General features: G+C 75.8%; 18 protein-coding genes. 8 read left to right on the top strand and 10 right to left on the bottom strand.

The window, feature by feature from the left end; genetic code table 11:
• Window positions 1-340: 340 nt before the first annotated feature.
• Genes BM142_RS13450 through BM142_RS13440 form a run of 3 tightly spaced genes read right to left on the bottom strand, consistent with a single transcriptional unit; the run spans window position 341 to window position 2,777 of the window.
• Window positions 341-1,504, bottom strand: coding sequence for an alkaline phosphatase family protein (locus BM142_RS13450; protein WP_092199530.1), 1,164 nt, complete (start codon window positions 1,502-1,504; stop codon window positions 341-343).
• Entirely contained in the window at window positions 1,504-2,247 is a 744-nt protein-coding gene (locus tag BM142_RS13445) for a methyltransferase domain-containing protein (protein WP_092199425.1), read from the bottom strand. The genes BM142_RS13450 and BM142_RS13445 overlap by 1 nt, the downstream gene beginning before the upstream one ends.
• Before the next feature lie 44 nt (window positions 2,248-2,291).
• Window positions 2,292-2,777, bottom strand: a complete 486-nt coding sequence (locus tag BM142_RS13440; protein WP_092199421.1) for a VOC family protein — start codon at window positions 2,775-2,777, stop codon at window positions 2,292-2,294.
• A gap of 159 nt (window positions 2,778-2,936) precedes the next feature.
• Here BM142_RS13440 and BM142_RS13435 point away from each other — a divergent pair, with 159 nt between their 5' ends.
• Together BM142_RS13435 and BM142_RS13430 are read left to right on the top strand one after the other, a co-directional pair.
• A complete protein-coding gene (locus BM142_RS13435; protein WP_092199418.1) occupies window positions 2,937-3,131 on the top strand; it encodes a hypothetical protein in 195 nt (64 codons plus the stop codon).
• Between the two features lie 78 nt (window positions 3,132-3,209).
• Window positions 3,210-3,524 (top strand): hypothetical protein, encoded by a 315-nt coding sequence (locus tag BM142_RS13430; protein ID WP_092199415.1) that lies wholly within the window; start codon window positions 3,210-3,212, stop codon window positions 3,522-3,524.
• 15 nt (window positions 3,525-3,539) lie between these two features.
• Here BM142_RS13430 and BM142_RS13425 read toward each other — a convergent pair whose 3' ends face one another.
• From BM142_RS13425 to BM142_RS13415, 3 genes are read right to left on the bottom strand one after another with little or no spacing between them, the layout of a single operon-like run.
• Complete coding sequence (locus tag BM142_RS13425) at window positions 3,540-7,313, bottom strand: DNA polymerase III subunit alpha (protein ID WP_254790890.1); 3,774 nt, start codon at window positions 7,311-7,313, stop codon at window positions 3,540-3,542.
• A complete protein-coding gene (locus tag BM142_RS13420) occupies window positions 7,310-7,819 on the bottom strand; it encodes an SAV_6107 family HEPN domain-containing protein (protein ID WP_092199412.1) in 510 nt (169 codons plus the stop codon). The genes BM142_RS13425 and BM142_RS13420 overlap by 4 nt, the downstream gene beginning before the upstream one ends.
• On the bottom strand, window positions 7,819-8,142 hold the full coding sequence (locus BM142_RS13415; protein ID WP_092199409.1) for a DUF6504 family protein: 324 nt from the start codon (window positions 8,140-8,142) through the stop codon (window positions 7,819-7,821). Before BM142_RS13415 ends, BM142_RS13420 begins: the two co-directional genes overlap by 1 nt.
• 222 nt (window positions 8,143-8,364) lie before the next feature.
• Between BM142_RS13415 and BM142_RS13410 the strand changes: the two genes are divergently transcribed.
• The 5 genes from BM142_RS13410 to BM142_RS13390 are packed head-to-tail and all read left to right on the top strand — an operon-like array spanning window position 8,365 to window position 13,118.
• Window positions 8,365-8,901: a YbaK/EbsC family protein gene (locus BM142_RS13410; RefSeq protein WP_092199406.1), complete on the top strand. Its 537-nt coding sequence runs from the start codon at window positions 8,365-8,367 to the stop codon at window positions 8,899-8,901.
• Window positions 8,898-9,494 carry a GNAT family N-acetyltransferase gene (locus BM142_RS13405; protein WP_092199403.1) on the top strand — a complete coding sequence of 199 codons (597 nt, stop codon included), beginning with the start codon at window positions 8,898-8,900 and terminating at the stop codon, window positions 9,492-9,494. Before BM142_RS13410 ends, BM142_RS13405 begins: the two co-directional genes overlap by 4 nt.
• 2 nt (window positions 9,495-9,496) lie before the next feature.
• A complete protein-coding gene (locus BM142_RS13400) occupies window positions 9,497-11,188 on the top strand; it encodes a phytoene desaturase family protein (protein ID WP_092199400.1) in 1,692 nt (563 codons plus the stop codon).
• Window positions 11,185-12,018 (top strand): carotenoid biosynthesis protein, encoded by an 834-nt coding sequence (locus BM142_RS13395; RefSeq protein ID WP_092199397.1) that lies wholly within the window; start codon window positions 11,185-11,187, stop codon window positions 12,016-12,018. Before BM142_RS13400 ends, BM142_RS13395 begins: the two co-directional genes overlap by 4 nt.
• Window positions 12,015-13,118, top strand: a complete 1,104-nt coding sequence (locus tag BM142_RS13390; protein WP_092199394.1) for a glycosyltransferase family 2 protein — start codon at window positions 12,015-12,017, stop codon at window positions 13,116-13,118. Before BM142_RS13395 ends, BM142_RS13390 begins: the two co-directional genes overlap by 4 nt.
• Here the strand turns inward: BM142_RS13390 and BM142_RS13385 are convergent.
• A complete protein-coding gene (locus BM142_RS13385) occupies window positions 13,093-14,010 on the bottom strand; it encodes an alpha/beta hydrolase fold domain-containing protein (RefSeq protein WP_092199524.1) in 918 nt (305 codons plus the stop codon). The two genes, BM142_RS13390 and BM142_RS13385, sit on opposite strands and share 26 nt — an antisense overlap.
• Window positions 14,011-14,135: 125 nt before the next feature.
• Between BM142_RS13385 and BM142_RS13380 the strand changes: the two genes are divergently transcribed.
• Window positions 14,136-14,777 carry a flavin reductase family protein gene (locus BM142_RS13380; RefSeq protein WP_254790888.1) on the top strand — a complete coding sequence of 214 codons (642 nt, stop codon included), beginning with the start codon at window positions 14,136-14,138 and terminating at the stop codon, window positions 14,775-14,777.
• Window positions 14,778-14,783: 6 nt separating this feature from the next.
• Here BM142_RS13380 and BM142_RS13375 read toward each other — a convergent pair whose 3' ends face one another.
• From BM142_RS13375 to BM142_RS13365, 3 genes are all read right to left on the bottom strand, one after another.
• Complete coding sequence (locus BM142_RS13375; protein ID WP_092199391.1) at window positions 14,784-15,761, bottom strand: carbohydrate kinase family protein; 978 nt, start codon at window positions 15,759-15,761, stop codon at window positions 14,784-14,786.
• Between the two features lie 145 nt (window positions 15,762-15,906).
• Entirely contained in the window at window positions 15,907-16,560 is a 654-nt protein-coding gene (locus BM142_RS13370; protein ID WP_092199388.1) for a CDP-alcohol phosphatidyltransferase family protein, read from the bottom strand.
• Between the two features lie 69 nt (window positions 16,561-16,629).
• Window positions 16,630-17,007 carry a hypothetical protein gene (locus BM142_RS13365; RefSeq protein WP_092199385.1) on the bottom strand — a complete coding sequence of 126 codons (378 nt, stop codon included), beginning with the start codon at window positions 17,005-17,007 and terminating at the stop codon, window positions 16,630-16,632.
• Window positions 17,008-17,069 lie beyond the last annotated feature (62 nt).

Raw genomic sequence — 17,069 nt, 5'->3', positions numbered from 1 at the left:
CAGGAGCAGGAGCAAGCCGACCCATCACAGACCTGGCTCGTATCGGGCACCGACGGGCAGCAGCGCGAGGGGCCGAACCGGCGATTGGGCTGTGAGCCACGACGCCGACCCACCAGTACGGTTCGACGAGCGTGACGCTCGACCTCAGACACGCCGAAGCGCCCCCGCCGAACGCCGTCCTGCGGAACCAACCCGCGAATATCAGCATCGACCGCGCGTCGCACCGACACGCTCACCCCGTCGCACCGCCGATCCGAGCCAGCACAAAAGCGAGGCGCCGCCAGAGCACCCAGCCCCGGCGGCGCCTCGCCCTGCCCTCTTGACAGCGAGGGACTACATATCAGCCCAGGGCACGCCCCCGTGCGGTGAGCAACGGGACGGCGAGCTCGGTGGCGGTCAGCGAGCCGTGGTAGCCGATGAGCGAGCTGGGGCCCGGTTCCCGCTGCGGCGTCGTGAGCGCCCAGGTGCCGCGGGCCAGGGCGACGACGTCGCCGATCCTCGCGGCGAGGGCGTCGTCCACCGGTCCGAAGACCCCGGAGGCGACGGCCTCGGCACGCCCGACCACCCAGGCCCGCTCCCCCAGCGTCTCGCGCCATGCCTGCAGCACGTCGTCCTCGGCGCCCGCCTCGGCGTGCACGTAGCGGGCCCGCGGCTCGCCGGCCAGGAGCCGGACGCCGTCGGCCAGCCCGGCCTCCTCGTCCAGGTCGAACCGGGTGTCGTCGGGGACGTCGAGCATCCCGTGGTCGGCGGTGACGACCAGCGCGGCGTCCTCGGGCAACCCGGCCACGAGCTCCTCGACGACGCGGTCGACGAAGGCCAGCTGCGCCCGCCACGCCGCCGACCCGACACCGCGGACGTGGCCGGTGAGGTCGAGCTCGGGGATGTAGCCGTAGACCAGGGCCCGGGGTGTGGCGGCCAGCGACCCGAGCAGCAGGGCGCAGAGGTCGCCGTGGCTGACCGCACCGGTGTAGGTGGCCCCCCGGTAGACCGCGCGGGTGAGGCCGGAGCCGGTGTAGGCGTAGGGCCCGACGGCGGTGGCCGGGACGCCGGCCGCGGCAGCCTGCTGGAACACGGTGCGCCGCGCCTGCCAGACGTCCGGGTCGGGGTCGTCGCCCCACTGGACGTGGTTCAGCGTCCGGTCCTCGCCGGGGACGGCGGTGACGAAGCCGAGGATGCCGTGGCTGCCCGGCGGGAGCCCGGTGCCGAGGGTCGCCAGGCTGACCGGGGTGGTGCTCGGGCAGGGGGCGGACAGGTCCCCGGCCGGGCTGCTGAGCGCGGCGAGGGTCGGGGCCAGCCCGGCGTGGGCCCGGACCAGGTCGGCACCGAGGCCGTCGACCAGGAGGACGGCGACCCGGCGGGCGCCACCCAGGGCGCCGGTCAGGTCCAGCGGGTCGGCGGCGAGGTCGCCCCGCTCGACCGGGACGCCGAGGGCCGTCGCCACGCCGGGGAGGACGTCGGCCAGGGACGCTGCGCCGTACGGGGGTACCGCGAGGTCCGGAGGCATCACGGCCGGGCGGCCAGGACGTGCAGGCCGGTGGCGACGTCCCGGTAGGGCGAGGTCTCGGCCAGCGCCACCTCGAGGGCGCGGACGGCCAGCGGGTCGGCGCCGGTGCTCGCCTCCAGCAGGTCCGCGACGACGGAGACGCCGCGCCACGCGCCGGGGGTGAGATCCGCCGCCTCGACGAGGGCGAGCAGCCCGTCGGGGGTGAACCGGCGTCGCTCGGGCTTCGTCCGGCCCGGGGCCGGGTCGCGGTCCTCCACGAGGGCGAGCGCCTCCACCGGGTGGCCGGCCACGGCCCGCGCGAGGACGGCACCGGCCCGGTTGCTCGTGGCGACGCTCACCTGCCCGCCCGGCCGCAGCGCGCGGGCGATCTCCCGGAGGGTGACGGCCGGGTCGTCGACCACCTCCAGCACGTAGTGGCACAGCGCCAGGTCGTAGCCGGTGGCGGTGTCGTCCCCGGCGGGCAGCACCTCGTGCAGCAGGTCGCCGTCGCCCTGGAGGCCGTGCACGCGCGCGCCGACCCCCGCGGTGTCGGCCCGCCGCCGCAGCGTGGCGAGGGCGTCCGCGCTCGGGTCGACGACGGTGACGTCGTGGCCGAGCCGGGCCAGCGGGACGGCGAACATGCCGCTGCCGCCGCCGACGTCGAGCACGCGGAGCGGCGTACCCGCACCGATCACCGGGTCGAGCGCGGCCCACACGGCGGCGGTCCGGGCGGGCAGCTGCTCGGTCGCAGGGGTCGTCGGCACCCCAGGGAGCCTAGTGGCGGCCCGCCCGGGCCACAGGCCGCGCGTCAGCCGGGCACGTCGTCGGCGGCCCGCCGGATCTCGGCGAGATCGAGCCGGCGCATCTGCAGCATGGCCTGGGTGGCCCGCTGGGCCCGGCCGGGGTCGGGGTCGCTGAGCAGGCCGGTCAGCTCCGTGGGAACCACCTGCCAGGAGACGCCGAACCGGTCCTTGAGCCAGCCGCACTGGCTCTCCTGGCCACCCTCGGTCAGCCGGGTCCAGTAGTGGTCGGCCTCCTCCTGGTCGGCGCACATGATCTGGAAGGAGATCGCCTCGCTGAACGGGAACTGCGGCCCGCCGTTGAGGGCGGTGTAGGGCTGCCCGTCGAGGGTGAACTCCACGGTCATGACGTCGCCCTCCTTCATCGGGGGCGGCATGTCGGGGCCGTAGCGGGTGACGTCGCCGATGCTCGAGTTCGGGAAGATCGAGGTGTAGTGCTCGGCCGCCTGCTGGGCGGTGCCGTCGAACCACAGGCAGGGGATCTGCTGAGGCATGGCTGGTCCTCTCGTCTCCGGTGGATCCGGTCGCAGGGAGGACCCCGCCGACGGTGCGATCTCATCGGTGCACGCCGGATCGGGCCCGGGCGGTCGTTTACCGCCCTGCCGTCCACGGGCACGGGGTGTGGGTCAGCACCCGTCGATCGAGGAGCTCCCATGCCCAGGTCCACCCGCCCCCGCCTGCTCCGCTCCACCGCCGCCGCTTTCGCCATCGCCGCCGCATCGCTGACGACGGTCGCCTGCGGGGAGGACGTCGTCGACGACGGCGTGGAGCAGAACATCGAGGAAGGTGTCGACGACGTCGAGCAAGAGGTCGACGAGGGCCTCGACAGCGAGGACACCGAGGGCTGATCGCCTGCCCGGTACCGGGCCGGGCGGCTCGCGGAACGCCTGGTTCCGGTTCATGCCGGCGGGCGCTAGCCTCCGCGCATGGGAGTCCTGGTCGGGCTGGTCCTCGTGGCGGCCGGTGCGCTGGTCGCCGTCGTGCAGGTCCGCCGGGCCGCCCGGTCGCCACTGGTCCCGCTGCGCATGTGGCACGTCTCGGAGTCGCTCCCGCCGCGGGAGCGGTACGTCTCCGACGCCACCATCGCCGTCCTCCTCTTCGTGGGGGTGGCCACGGTCGGCTGGAGCGAACCGTGGCCGGTGCGACTCCTCGTCCTCGTCGCGGCCGCCGCGGTCACCGCCGCCGCCCAGGCACTGGCGCTCCGCGCCGGGCGTGCCCGGTCGACGGCCGTCGGGTCGTGAGCTGCTCCGCCGGGGTCAGTGGCCGGAGCTGCCCGGGCTGGAGTGCCAGAGCTTCCGTGGCGGCCCGGACGCCGCGCGTCTCGCGGCGGCCTTCGCGTCCGTGCCGGCGGGCTTGATGTCGGCGTAGGGCGACATCCGGAAGCCCGTCGGGTGCACCAGCACCGGCCGGACCACGACCGGTCGCGGCCCGTGCGAGGCCGCCGCTCCCGCGATCGCCTGCTCGGTGAACCCACCCGGTTCCGCCATGAGCTCCCGCACCCCGTCCGGCCCCTCGGCCTCCCACGCCTCGTGCAGCGCCGGCAGCTCCCACGCCCCGGTGGCCCGGAGCGACACCCCGCGCGGACCGGTGCGGCGCAGCACCCCCCGGATGACCAGCAGCCAGGAATGGAAGACAGTGGCCGCGTAGGGCCCCTGCGCGTCCTCGAAGAACGTCGAGTCGGTGCAGCCGGTCCCGTCGTCCAGGGTCACGAACACCACCCGTCGCCCGGAGCGGATGGGCGGGGTCTGGGTGGCCACCTTGACGCCGGCGACCAGCACCTCCGCCCCGCTGCGGCAGCCCAGCAGCTCCCCCGCCGGGACCGCACCGAGGGCGGACAGGAACGGCCGGTAGAAGTCGACGACGTGCCGGCTGGCGTCCAGCCCCAGGACCTCCAGCTCGGCGCGCACCAGCTCGGCGTCGGTGAACTCCGGCAACCCGCTGCCCTCGGCCCAGCCGAGTCCGGCCTCCTCCGGCCCGGTCCCCTCCTGATCCGCATCCTCGGGCAGTTCCAGCCCCATCAGGTCCAGGCTCAGCTGGCCGCTGGAGCTCGCCCGCGCGCCGCTGCGACTCCACCGGTCCAGCTCGCCGATCTGCAGCAGCAGGTCCCGCCGGGTCACCTGGTTCCGGCGGGAGGTGGGCCGGCCGGCCTCGCGGTCGCGCACCCCGAAGCCGTAGAGGGAGTCGAAGCCACCGGCGAGCACCAGCCGCTCCACCACGGGCCGCGACACCGACGCGCGGTGCCAGAAATCCGTCAGTGACCGATAGGGCTGCCCGGTGACGATCCGGTCCACCTCGTCGTCGGAGATGCCCTTCACGTCGGCCAGCGCGAGCCGGATCCCGTAGCGGGACGGGTCGCGCATGTCCCCCGGCATCCACTCCGGCCGGGACCAACCCTGGACCTCTGGTCGACCCTCAGGGTCCTCCGCGATCCGCTCCACCCGGTAGGTGCCGGTGGACGCGTTGACGTCGAGGCCCAGCACCCGGATCCCGAAGTTACGGGCGTCGTCGAGGATCAGCCGCTTCGGGTACATGCCCGGGTCGTGGGTGAGCACCCCGGCGAGGAAGGCCGCCGGGTGGTGGGTCTTCAACCAGGCCGACTGGTAGGTGGGCAGCGCGAACGCCGCCGCGTGCGCCTTGCAGAAGCCGAAGGAGCCGAAGGCCGCCAGCACCGTCCAGACCTGCTCGGCGACCGCCACCGGATAGCCGGCGTCCAGCGCCCGGGGCACGAACCAGGCCCGCACCTCGGGATGGGCGTCCTTCTCCCCCAGCGCCCGGCGCACCTCGTCGGCCTCGGCCAGCGTGCAGCCGGTCATCCGTGCCACCACCTGCAGCACCTGCTCGTGGAAGACCACCACCCCGGCGGTCTCCTCGAGGGCGAAGGCCAGGTCGGGGTGCGGGTAGACCGCGTCCCGCCAGCCGTTCCGCGCCATGAGGAACGGGGTGACCATGTCGCTCTTCACCGGCCCGGGCCGGAACAGCGAGATGTCGATGATGAGGTCCTCGAACGTCTGCGGACCGAACTTGCCGACCAGCTCCCGCTGCCCCGGCGACTCGATCTGGAACATGCCGAGGGTCCGGGTGCTGCGGATCAGCTCGAACGTCGTCGGGTCGTCGCGCGGGACGGCGTCGATGTCGACGCTCTCGCCGTCGACCCGGACCACCTCGTCCAGCGCATGGGCGATGGCCGACTGCATCCGGATGCCCAGCAGGTCCAGCTTGAGCAGGCCCAGCTCCTCGACGTCGTCCTTGTCGAACTGGCTCATCGGATAACCCAGGTAGCTGTTCTCCACCGGGGTCCGGTCCAGCAGCGTGGCGTCGGACAGCAGCACCCCGCACGGGTGCAGCGCGATGTGCCGGGGCAGCCCGTCCAGCCGGGAGACGAGGTCGAACATCAGGTCCAGGTCGCCGGAGCCGCCGGTGCGCTTCGAGCCCAGCCGGCTGGCGCGCAGCTCCGGGAGGTCCTTGAGCGCGGCGTGCACCTGGTTGGCCCGGATGTGCGGGAAGGCCTTGGCGACGGCGTCGATCTCGGCCGGGGGGAGGCCGAGAGCCGCCCCGACGTCGCGGATGGCGTGCCGGACCCGGTAGGTGTCCATCATCGAGATGCAGCTGACCCGGTCGGCGCCGAAGCGGTCGAGAACCGCGTCGTAGACCTCCATGCGCCGGGCGGACTCCACGTCGATGTCGATGTCGGGCAACTGGTGGCGCAACGGGGACAGGAAGCGCTCCATCAGCAGGCCGTAGCGCAGCGGGTCGACGTCGGAGATGCCGAGCAGGTAGGTGACCAGGCTGCCGGCGCCCGAGCCGCGCGCCGCGGCACGAACCCTCAAGCTCTTGATGAGGTCGACCACGTCGGCGACGGTGAGGAAGTAGGACGGGTAGCCGAGGGAGTCGATCACCGCCAGCTCCTCGTCCAGCCGCTGCCGGACCCGCTCCGACGGCGCCAGCCCGCGCCGGCCCATCCCGGCCTCGCACCGCGCCCGCAGCACCTGCGAGGGACCCATCCCCCGTTCCGCGGCCGTCGTGACGACGTCCAGCTCCGGATAGCGGACGCTGCCGATGCCGAGGTCCTCGCGGACGTCGACGACGCACTGCTCGGCCAGCCGTGCGGTGCCCTCGAGCAGCCGCAGGGCGGCGTCCCGGTCGGGCCCCACCAGGTCCTCGGCGACCGCGGCCATCTCCTTGCCCGACTTGAGGTACCCCTCGGCCGTGCGCCGGTCGACGTGCCGCGCGTCGAGCGGGACGAGGCGGCGGGCGGCGTCGAGCACGTCGGCGGTCGGTGCGTCGAGCGCGTCCACGTACCGGACGGCGTTGCTGAGCACCACCGGCACGCCCTGCTCGGCGGCGAACCGCAGCATCGTCTGCGCCCGCACGCGGTCGCCCCGGCCCCGGTGGTGGACCAGTTCGAGCACCAGCCGGCCCGCGCCGAAGGCCGCCCGCCAGGCGTCGAGGTGGGCCGCCGCGTGGTCGGCCCGGCCCGACAGCAGCGCGCGGCCGACCGCCGAGTCCGGGCCCAGCACGGCGATCAGCCCGTTCGCGTGCTCCGCGGCCGCGGCCAAGGAGCTGACCGGCTCCCCGCGGGTGCCGCGCAGGTGGGTGGCGCTGGTCAGCCGGCACAGCGACCGCCAGCCGGCGCCGTCCCGGGCGAGGAAGGTGACCCGCGGCAGCCGCGGGTCGACGCTCGCCCCACCGCGCGCGGGACTGCGGCGGGGCGGCGCGGACGGCGTCCGCAACCGGGGCGACCGGGCTCCGGACGCGTTCCCACCGAGGGCGTGCGCCAGCGGCGGCGGGACCGTGGCGCCGAGGGCAGGGGCGACGGCGAGGTCCACCCCGAAGATCGGCCGCACCCCCGCCGACCGGCAGGCCAGCGCGAACTTCACCGCGCCGTACAGCCCGTCGCGGTCGGTGAGCGCCAGCGCCGGCATGCCGTGCTCGGCGGCGCGGGCCACGAGGTCGGCGGGGTGGTTGGCCCCGTACCGCATCGAGTAGCCGGAGGCGACGTGCAGGTGGACGAAGGGATCGCGGTCGCTCACTTCCCGGGCCTGGAACCGGGCCCGCCGGCCCCCCGCGGGCGGGTGAAGGGCGATCGGGACGGTGCCGGTGCGGCAGGAGCAGGAGCGGCGAGGACGTTCTCCACGACGGCGAGGAAGGCGCCGACGTCACGCACGAGGTCGTCGGCCTCCCGCTCGGTCACCGCCCGGGAGAGCCCGGCCTCGGCGGCCGCCCGCTTGGCGGCCCCGGCGGCGAAGAAGGTGGCCCACTCCCCCAGCTCGGGCGCGACCTGCCCGAGCAGCACCCAGGCACTGCGCGGACGACGGCGGGCGGGTTCGGGCCGGGTACGGGCGGCCAGCACTCCCGCCGCCGCCCGCAGCGCACCCAGGTGCGCGGTGGCGTACCGCTGGCGCGGATCGGTGTGCTCGGTCGCCTCGCGCAGCGCACGGTGGGCCTGGTCGAGCAGCTGGGTGGCCGCGGCCGGCAGCGCCGGGGGCAGGGGCAACTGGGTGGCCGGCACCTGGGGCATGGCTCGGAGGGCGGCCATCAGTCGTGCACCCGCACGAGCCACCAGCGGTTGCCCGCCGCGTCCCAGGTGAGGTCGTAGACCCCGGCGAAGCTGGTGCGCGACCGCCCGGCCCGCACCGCCTCGACCCGCCACACCTCCTGGGTGGCGACCAGCTCGGCGGAGGCGCCGGCGCCGGCGGCATCCCGGCGCCACCACGGAGCGGTCTCGACCCAGGAATCCAGCAGCTCACCCACGAGGTAGCGGGACTGCCCCCGCCAGAACTGCGCCGGGCCCAGCGGACCGCGCTCGACCTGGACCTCCTCGCCGGCCCGTCCGACGACCTCACCGAGCACCCGGCTCATGACAGCCTCCCCACCTCTGACCATCCGCGCCGCTCCCGGCCACCGCTCCCGGCGGGGAAGGACCGCGGAGCGATGGAGGAGCGACGCTGTTCGAACGCCTGTTCGAACGCACTCCAGTAGACCGGACCCGCCCCCGGCCGTCAAGACCGGACCCGCCGTGTCGCCCCTCCGGCCGCAGCGACCACGGCGGCGCGGGTTCCGGGCCGGTGGCAGGATCAGGCCATGCCGCCTCCCCCGACCCCGACGGACCATCCCCGGGTCGCCGAGGTCGCCCGCCTCCTGCGCGCCGCCGGTGCGGCCGGCGAGGTGCGCTCCCTGCCCGACAGCGCACGCACCGCCGCCACGGCCGCCGCGCAGCTCGGCGTCCCCGTCGGCGCGATCGCCAACAGCCTCGTGTTCGACGTCGACGGCAACCCGCTGCTGGTGCTGACCAGCGGCGCCCACCGGGTCGACGAGACCACGGTCGCCGGCCTGCTCGGCGTCCCCCGGATCGGCCGCGCCACCCCGGAGTTCGTCCGCCGGCACACCGGTCAGGCGATCGGTGGCGTCGCCCCGATCGGCCATCCCGAGCCGATCGGCACGCTCGTCGACGTCGAGCTGGCCCGCCACGAGAGGGTCTGGGCCGCCGCGGGACACCCGCACACCGTCTTCCCCACGACCTACGACGAGCTGCTCCGCCTCACCGGCGGCACGGCGGCCGAGGTGGGCGCCGGTCCGGCCGCCGAGGTCCTGCAGAGCCCGGGGGCGACCGCACGATGACCGACACCCGTCCGGCCACGCGCATCGTCGAGCTGCCGACGCCGTGGCTGCGCGAGCACATGCACGAGGCGCTCACCATCTACGGGCTGGCGATGGGTTACGACTCCGGCGTCGTCGCCGGCCGCTACGGCTACGCGATCCAGCACACCGAGCGCCCGGGGTTCCGGGCCGTCGGCGCCTTCGCCCAGACGTCGGAGGGCGAGCAGCTCGTCGGCTTCGGCTACGGCTACGTCGTCGCCCCCGGCCAGTGGTGGCACGACCAGGTGCGCGCCGCACTCGACCGGCGGACGGCGAAGAAGTGGCTGCCCGACGCCTTCGAGGTCTGCGAGCTGCACGTCCACCCCGACTCCCAGAGCCGCGGGCTGGGCCGCCGGCTGCTGCACGCCCTCGTCGCCGGCATCCCCCAGCCCGCAGCCCTGCTCTCCACCCCGGACGCCGACACCAAGGCGTTCCGGCTCTACCACGCCGACGGCTTCGTGGACCTGGCGCGCGGCTACCACTTCCCCGGCGACGCCCGGCCGTTCGCCATCCTCGGCGCCCGGCTCCCGCTCCGGCCGCTGCATCCGGACGCCGGGGACCGGGCGAACACCTGAGCGTGAGCACCCCTTCCCCCGACGCCCGCGTCGACGTCCGGGTCGACGTCGCGGTGATCGGCTCCGGCCACAACGGCCTCGTCGCCGCCTGCTACCTGGCGCGCGCGGGCCTGTCGGTCGAGGTCGTCGAGTCCGACGCGGTCCTCGGCGGCGCCGTCTCGACCGTCGAGCGCTGGCCCGGCGTCCTGGTCGACCGCGGCTCCAGCGCGCACGTGATCATCCGGCAGAGCGGCATCGTCGAGGAGCTGGACCTGGCCCGGCACGGCCTGCGCTACATCGACTGCGACCCCTGGGGGTTCGCGCCCGCGCCGTCCCCCGGCACCGACGGGCCCGACGGGCGGCCGCTGGTCTTCTCCGTCGACCTCGACGCGACCTGCGCGTCCATCGCCGACGCCTGCGGTCCCGAGGACGCCGCGGCCTACCGGCGCTTCGTCGAGGTCTGGGGGCCGCGCAGCCGTGCGGTGGCCGCGTCCTTCCGTCGTCGGCCGAACCCCGCCGGGCTGCTCCGGTCCTTCTGGCCGCTCGGGGCCCCCGCGGACGGCCGGCCGCGCACGCCCGGGGGCGAGCTCGCCGTGGACTTCCTCGGCTCCGGCGACGCGCTGCTGGACCGCTGGTTCGGCAGCGAACGGCTCAAGGCGGCGCTGGCCTGGTTCGGCGCCCAGTCCGGGCCGCCCATGTCCGAGCCCGGCACGGCGGCGATGGTCGCCTGGTCCGCCCTGCTCCACGACGTCCCGCCCGGGCATCCGGTCGGTGGCTCCGGCGGGCTGACCGCGGCGCTGCGCCGCCGCCTGGAGTCCGACGGCGGGCGGGTGGTGCTCGGTGACGGCGCCGCGGAGCTGCTCACGGAGGACGACGGCGCGGGCGGCCGGCGGGTCACCGGGGTCCGGACGACCGGTGGACGGCGGGTGCGCGCCGACGCCGTCGTGGCGGCCTGCCACGTGGACGCGACGCGGCGGCTGGCGGGGGCCGCCGCTCCCCCGGCGCTGGCCGACGCCGACCCACCGCTGGGCAACGGCTTCGGGCTCGTGGTGCGCGCGCTCACCGACGCGCCCCCGAGCTACCCCGGCGTCGCCCCCGAGCAGGCTCTCCAGGGGCTCCAGCTGCTGTGCACCGACCGCGCGGAGCTGGCCTCGGCGCACGGCGACTGGTCGGCCGGCCGGCTCCCGCGCTCCCCGGTCCCCCTGGCCATGTGCTTCTCGGCCAGCGACGACACCCTCGCCCCGCCCGGGCAGCACGTCGTCACGATCTGGGGGCAGTGGTACCCCTACGAGCTCGCCGACGGCGCCGACTGGGACGCCCTGGCCGAGGCCGAGGCGCAGCGCCTGGTGGCCGCGGTCGACCGCTACGCGCCCGGCTTCGCGGCCTCGGTGCAGGAGCTCTACATCCAGACCCCGCTGCGGCTCGAGCAGGAACTGTCCCTGCTCCGTGGCAACGTCATGCACGTGGAGATGGGCCTGGCCAGCATGTTCGCCTTCCGCCCGACCCCCGCGCTGTCGGGCTACACCGTCCCGGGGCTGCCGGGCCTCTACCTGGCCGGCGCCTCCACGCACCCCGGCGGCGGCGTCTCCGGCAACTCCGGACGGACGTCGGCGCGCGTCCTCCTTGCCGATCGCCGTGGGCTCCCGCGCGCCCGGGCCGCGGCCGGCCGGACGCTGCGCCGCACGGTGGCCAGGCTGCGGCGGGCGCCGTCGTGAGCACGGCGCTCACCGCGCACGCCCGGGCCTGGCGGCCGACCGCCCGCGAGCTGCTCCCGCTGCTCGTCGCCGGGGCGCTGGTGCTCACCGCCATCGCCTACCCGCTGAGCTCCGGCTCCGCCCGCGACGTGGTGAGCTGGGCGATCGTCGTCCTGGGTTCGGTGCTCTCGGTGGCGCACGCCGGGCTCAGCCGGGGTGCCCGGACGGCGGCCGGCGTGCTGGCGCTCGTCGTCGCCGCCGCCGTCGCCTTCGAGTCGGTCGGCCTGGCCACGGGCTTCCCGTACGGCAGCTACGACTACGCCGACGTGCTCGGCCCGACCCTGCTGGGCGTGCCGTTCCTGGTCCCGCTGGCCTGGCTGATGATGGCGTGGCCGAGCTGGCTGCTGGGTGGGCACCTCGCCCGGACGACGCGTCCGACGCGGCGACGGTTCGTGCGCGTCGCGTGGGCCGCCGCGGTCTTCGCCGCCTGGGACGTCGTCCTCGACCCGCAGATGGTGCAGGCGGGGTACTGGACGTGGGCCTCGCCCTCGCCCGGGCTGCCGGGGATCGACACGGTCCCGCTGACCAACCTGGCGGGCTGGCTCGTCGCGGGCGCCGTGCTCATGACCGTGCTCGACGTGCTGGTCACCCGCACCGCCGTGCCCGACGCTCCCCGGATCGGGAACGCGGCGCCGCTGCTGGTGCTCGGCTGGATGACCCTCGGCGGTGCGCTGGCGCACGCGGGCTGGCTCGGGCTCCCGGGCTCGGCGGCGTGGGGAGCGGCGCTCGCCGTCCCGGTGCTGGTCGTGCTCGCCGTGCAGCACCGCCGGGCCGGCGCGGGCACCGGGTGACCGGGCGGGCGGTGCGTGTCCTGGCCGGCCTCTCGGTGCTCGGGGCGCTGCACGCGGTGCTCAACGTGCTGCTGCTCCGCCGTCCCCCGGTGGACCCGCCGCCGGTGCGCCGTCCGGTCACGGTGGTGGTCCCGGCCCGGGACGAGGAGGACCAGATCGGCGGCTGCCTGACGGCCCTGCTGGACCAGCGGGGTGTGCCCGACCTCCGGGTGGTCGTGGTCGACGACGGCTCCACGGACGGGACGGCGGCCGTCGTCGGCTCGGTGCCCGATCCGCGGGTCCGGCTGGTCCGGGCGGCCCCACCCCCGCCCGGCTGGCTGGGCAAGCCGCACGCCTGCGCCACCGGAGCGGCCGCCTCCGCCGACGGGGGCGACGGGGTGCTGGTCTTCGTCGACGCCGACGTCCGGCTCTTCCCCGACGCGGTCGCCGGCGCCGTCGCGGTGCTGGAGCGGCACGGCCTGGACCTGGTGTCGCCCTGGCCGCGCCCGCTGGCGCACGGCCCGGCCGAGCGGCTGGTCCAGCCGCTGGCCCCGTGGCTCTGGCTGACCACGCTGCCGCTGCGCCTGGCCGAGCGCTCCGGCCGGCCGTCGCTCGCCGCGGCGAACGGCCAGTTCCTCGTGCTCGGCCGGCGCGGGTACGAGCGGGCGGGCGGCCATGCGGCCGTCCGCGGCGAGGTGCTGGAGGACATCGCGCTGCTGCGCGCGGTCAAGCGGTCCGGGGGGCGGGGCGTCCCGATCGACGGGTCGCGACTGGCCGCCTGCCGCATGTACGACGGGTGGCCGGCCCTGCGGGACGGCTACGCCAAGTCGCTGTGGGCGGCGGTCGGGGGCCGCTCCGCCGCGAGCGTCGCGGCGGCGATCGGTCTCACCGCCGTCTGGGTGGTGCCGCCCGCCGCCGCGCTCGCCGGCTCCCGGGCGGGGCTGGTCGGCTGGCTGGCCGGCGCGGCCGGTCGCGCCGTGGCCGCCGTGGCGACCGGCGGCCGGGTCTGGCCGGACGCCCTGGCGCACCCGGTGTCGATCGTGGTGTTCGACGCGCTGGTGGCCCGGTCGGTCGTCGGCCGCCGCCGCGGCACCCTCACCTGGCGGGACCGGCGCCTGTAGACCGCTGCGCCGTCCCGGCGACCGACGCGACGATCTCCCGCGCCGCCGCCCGGCCCTCGGGTGCCGGGACCAGCGGGTAGACGTGCACCGCGCCCTCGCACACCACGAGGCGGAGCGTGGCACCCTCGGCCGCCGCGCGGTCGCGCAGCAGCAGGGCGTCGGGCAGGCAGATGTCCCGGCTGCCGACGTAGAGGTCCGTCGGCGGCAGGCCGGCGAGGGACCCGTTGATCGGGCTGAGCCGGGAGTCGGTCGGGTCGTCGCCACCGGCCCACGCCGCCGCCGCCTCGTGCAGGCCCGCCCTGCTCAGCCACGGGTCGCGCGCCTCCACCGCGGGGATGCCGGGGTTGCTCATGGTCAGGTCCAGCCAGGGCGCCACCAGGACCAGCCGGCCGGGCCGCGGCAGCCCCGCACCGTCCAGGGTCTGCGCGAGCCCGAGCGCCAGTCCGCCGCCGGCGGAGTCACCCAGCACGGTGGTCGCGCCGGCGTCCACGTCGGCCAGCAGCTGCCGGTACACCTCGGTGAGGAACGGATAGGCGTCCCGGTAGGTGTGCTCGGGGGCGAGGCCATAGCTGGGCACCTCCACGCGGACGCCGGCGTCGGCCAGGCGGGAGACCAGCGTCCAGTGCTGCGGTGAGATCTCGCTGATGTACGCCCCGCCGTGCAGGTAGACGGCGGCACGTCCGGCAGCCCGGTCCCGCGGGGCCACGGTGGTGCAGTCGAAGCCGCCGATCCGCCGGGTGGTCACCGCGTGCCGCCGGCGCAGCGCCGCAGGGGGTCCGGACGGGCCCTTCGGCGCCGCCACCCGTCGGCGGCCGGCGGCGGCCGTCGCCATGCCCCGCTTGCGGGTCAGGCGCACCACCGCCGCCACCGCCCGCATCTGCAGACTGGTCATCGTCGTGCGCACTCCTCCGCTGCCGGACTCGCCGCCCCCGCACCCCGGCGGCACCGACACCCTAGGCGCCGGCCGGATCCCGCCCCGCCTGCGCGGAAGCGCACGGTACGGGCGACGATGGGCCGGTGAGCGACCGCGTGCACTTCGACCCCGCAGCGATGGAGACGCGCGCGTTCTACCGCGTGCTGAACTCCGTCGTCGTCCCCCGCCCGATCGCCTGGGTGTGCACCCGGTCGGCGGAGGGGGTGGTCAACCTCGCGCCGCACTCCTTCTACACGGTGGCCTGCGTCGATCCACCGGTCGTGCAGTTCACGTCGGTGGGGCGCAAGGACTCGCTGCGCAACGTCGAGGCGACCGGCGAGTTCACCGTCAGCCTCACCCCCGAGCCGCTGTTCGAGCAGATCAACGCCACGGGGACCGACTTCCCCGCCGGCATCAGCGAGGCCGAGGAGTGCGGCGTGCGGCTCGAGCCCAGCGAGCGGGTGGCCGTGCCGCGGGTGGCCGAGTCGCCGGTGTCGGTCGAGTGCACGCTGCACTCGACGGTCCGGCTCGGCGACAGCACGGTGGTGTTCGGCCGGGTCCGGCTGATCAGCGCCTGGGACAGCGTGGTGCGCGACGGCCGGCCGAGGGTCGAGCAGCTCCGGCCGCTGGCCCGGCTGGGCGGCAACGAGTGGTCGACCGTCGGCGAGGTCAGGGAGATCCCGCGGATCCCCTACACGAACTGGGCCGAGGACCCGGCCATCGGGGAGCAGGTCCGGGGCGGCTGAGGCCCCTCAGCCGGGCAGGTGGACGGCGATCTCGTCGGCGGCGTCGGCGCCGAACGCCTCGGCGAACCGGGCGAGGAAGCTGTCCTTCGGCAGGTCGTACTCCTGGGTGCCGACCACCTCCACCGCAGCGGTCGCGACGGCGGACCCGAGCTGGGTGGCCCGCTCGAGGTCCAGGCCCCACATCCGCCCCGCGATGAACCCGGCGCGCAGGGCGTCGCCGCCGCCGGTGGGCTCGACCGGCTTGGTCTCCGGGACGGCGATCACCGAGATGGGCTCGGCGCCGGCCTGGCGGACCAGGACCCCCTCGGCCGCGCGGGTGGTCACCCAGGTGCCCACCCGCGCGAGCACCTCGGTCTCGTTCCAGCCGGTCTTCTGCTGGAGCAGGTGGGACTCGTACTCGTTGGTGAACAGCAGCTCCGCACCGTCGACCAGGGCGCGGATCATCTCGCCGTCGGCCCAGGCCAGCTGCTGGCTCGGGTCGGCGGCGAACAGGTAGCCGCGCTGCCGGCACTCCTCGGTGTGCCGCACCATCGCCGTCGGGTCGTTCGGGCCGACGACGACCAGGTCGGGCTCACCGACGCGGTCGGCCACCGGGCCGAGTTCGATGCTGCCCGCCTCGGACATGGCGCCCGAGTAGAAGGACGCGATCTGGTTGTTCGCCGCGTCCGTGGTGCACACGAACCGTGCGGTGTGCTTCAGCTCGGACCAGTGCACGCTGCGCGTATCCACGCCGTGGCGGGTCAGCCAGGCGTCGTACTCGGCGAAGTCGCTGCCCACCGCACCGACCAGCACCGGCCGCAGACCGAGGAGCCCCAGGCCGTAGGCCATGTTCGCGCCGGCACCGCCCCGGTGCTGCACGAGGTCGTCCACCAGGAAGGAGAGCGAGACGTTCTCCATCTGGCCCTCGACGAACTGCTCGACGAACTTCCCCGGGAAGGTCATCAGGTGGTCGGTGGCGATGGAGCCGGTGACGGCGACGGGCACGGAGCGCTCCCCTGGTGCTGGATCGGCGGAACGGCCCGCGCGATGGCGAATGCCCTGCCGCTGGCGCAGGGCACCCGCACACCCTAGAAGGCGGGGGCCCGCCCGGCTCGGCGGCGTCGGACACCGGCGGGCCCGGTAGCCCCCGTCAGTCGGCGAGCATCCGCCGCAACGAGAACCCCAGCTGCACGACCCCGACCAGGCCCAGCGCCGCGCCGACGCCGGCGCCGGCCGTCACCACCAGCTCCTCCGCCCCGGTCGCGGCGAGCACCCCGGCGCCGCCGAGGGTCATCCCCGCCATGGCCACGCGGGAAGGCCGCTCCCACACCGACAGCGCGCCGGTCTCCTCGACGCCGGCCTGGCCGGCCCGGGCCCGCAGGTAGTCGGGCAGCCAGCAGAAGGCGCCGAACGCGACGGCCAGCCAGCCGGGCGCACCGGCCGCCCACAGCGCGCCCGCGTAGGCCGCCTCGCTCAGCCGGTCGACCACCGAGTCGAGGACGAAACCGCGACGGGAGGCCCGGCCGGTGCCGATGGCGATCGCGCCGTCCAGGGAATCCAGCAGCCCCGACGCCCCGACGAGCAGCCCCGCGGCGATCAGCCAGCGCCCACCGGCGACCGCCGGCCCCAGCGCCGCTGCCGCCACCAGCAACCCGAACGCGGTCGCGGCGAAGGGGGGCAGCCCGGCCAGCGGGCGCGCCAGCACCCAGGCGCCGGTCAGCCAGCCGCGCACCAGCGGCCGGGAGGTGTCCGCGCCACCGTGCCAGCGGGACCAGGCCGCGAGGTACTCGTCCCGGCTCAGCACGTCCCGGCTCCCCGCGTCACCCGGGCAGTCCACCAAACCCGGGGACGCCGTGCGACCGCGGCGCGCCCGTCACCCCAGCGCCACGACCAGGCAGCAGACGGCGAGCACGGTCACCACCGGCGTCATGACCAGCCGCTCGGGCAGGCTCCGGGAGATCCCGTTGAGCACGATGCCGAGGGCGAAGTAGCCGGTCAGCACCCAGATGCCGACGTCGGCGACCGCGTCGGGCAGCACCGACAGCACCTCGGCGGCCTGCAGGACGACCGCGCCGAAGGCGGCGTAGAGGACGACGGACACCGCGCTGCCGATCCGCAGGTGCCGGGGCAGCACCTCGTGCTGACCGCCCCAGGCGAACCGGCCCAGGGGCCGGCCGGCGAAGAGCAGGACCTGGAGGACGGCGAGACCGGCCAGGAGCACGCACGCCACGACGGCCGCCCCGATGATCACGCTGACGACCCTAGTCAGCGGGTGCCGTCGCCCCTCCCACCCCAGGCGACCCGGCCACCCCG

The sequence above is a fragment of the Blastococcus tunisiensis genome, assembly GCF_900112815.1.
In the GTDB taxonomy this organism is placed as follows: domain Bacteria; phylum Actinomycetota; class Actinomycetes; order Mycobacteriales; family Geodermatophilaceae; genus Blastococcus_B; species Blastococcus_B tunisiensis.
Note: the sequence above shows the minus strand (reverse complement) of the source record. Positions and strands in the feature narration are given on the sequence as shown.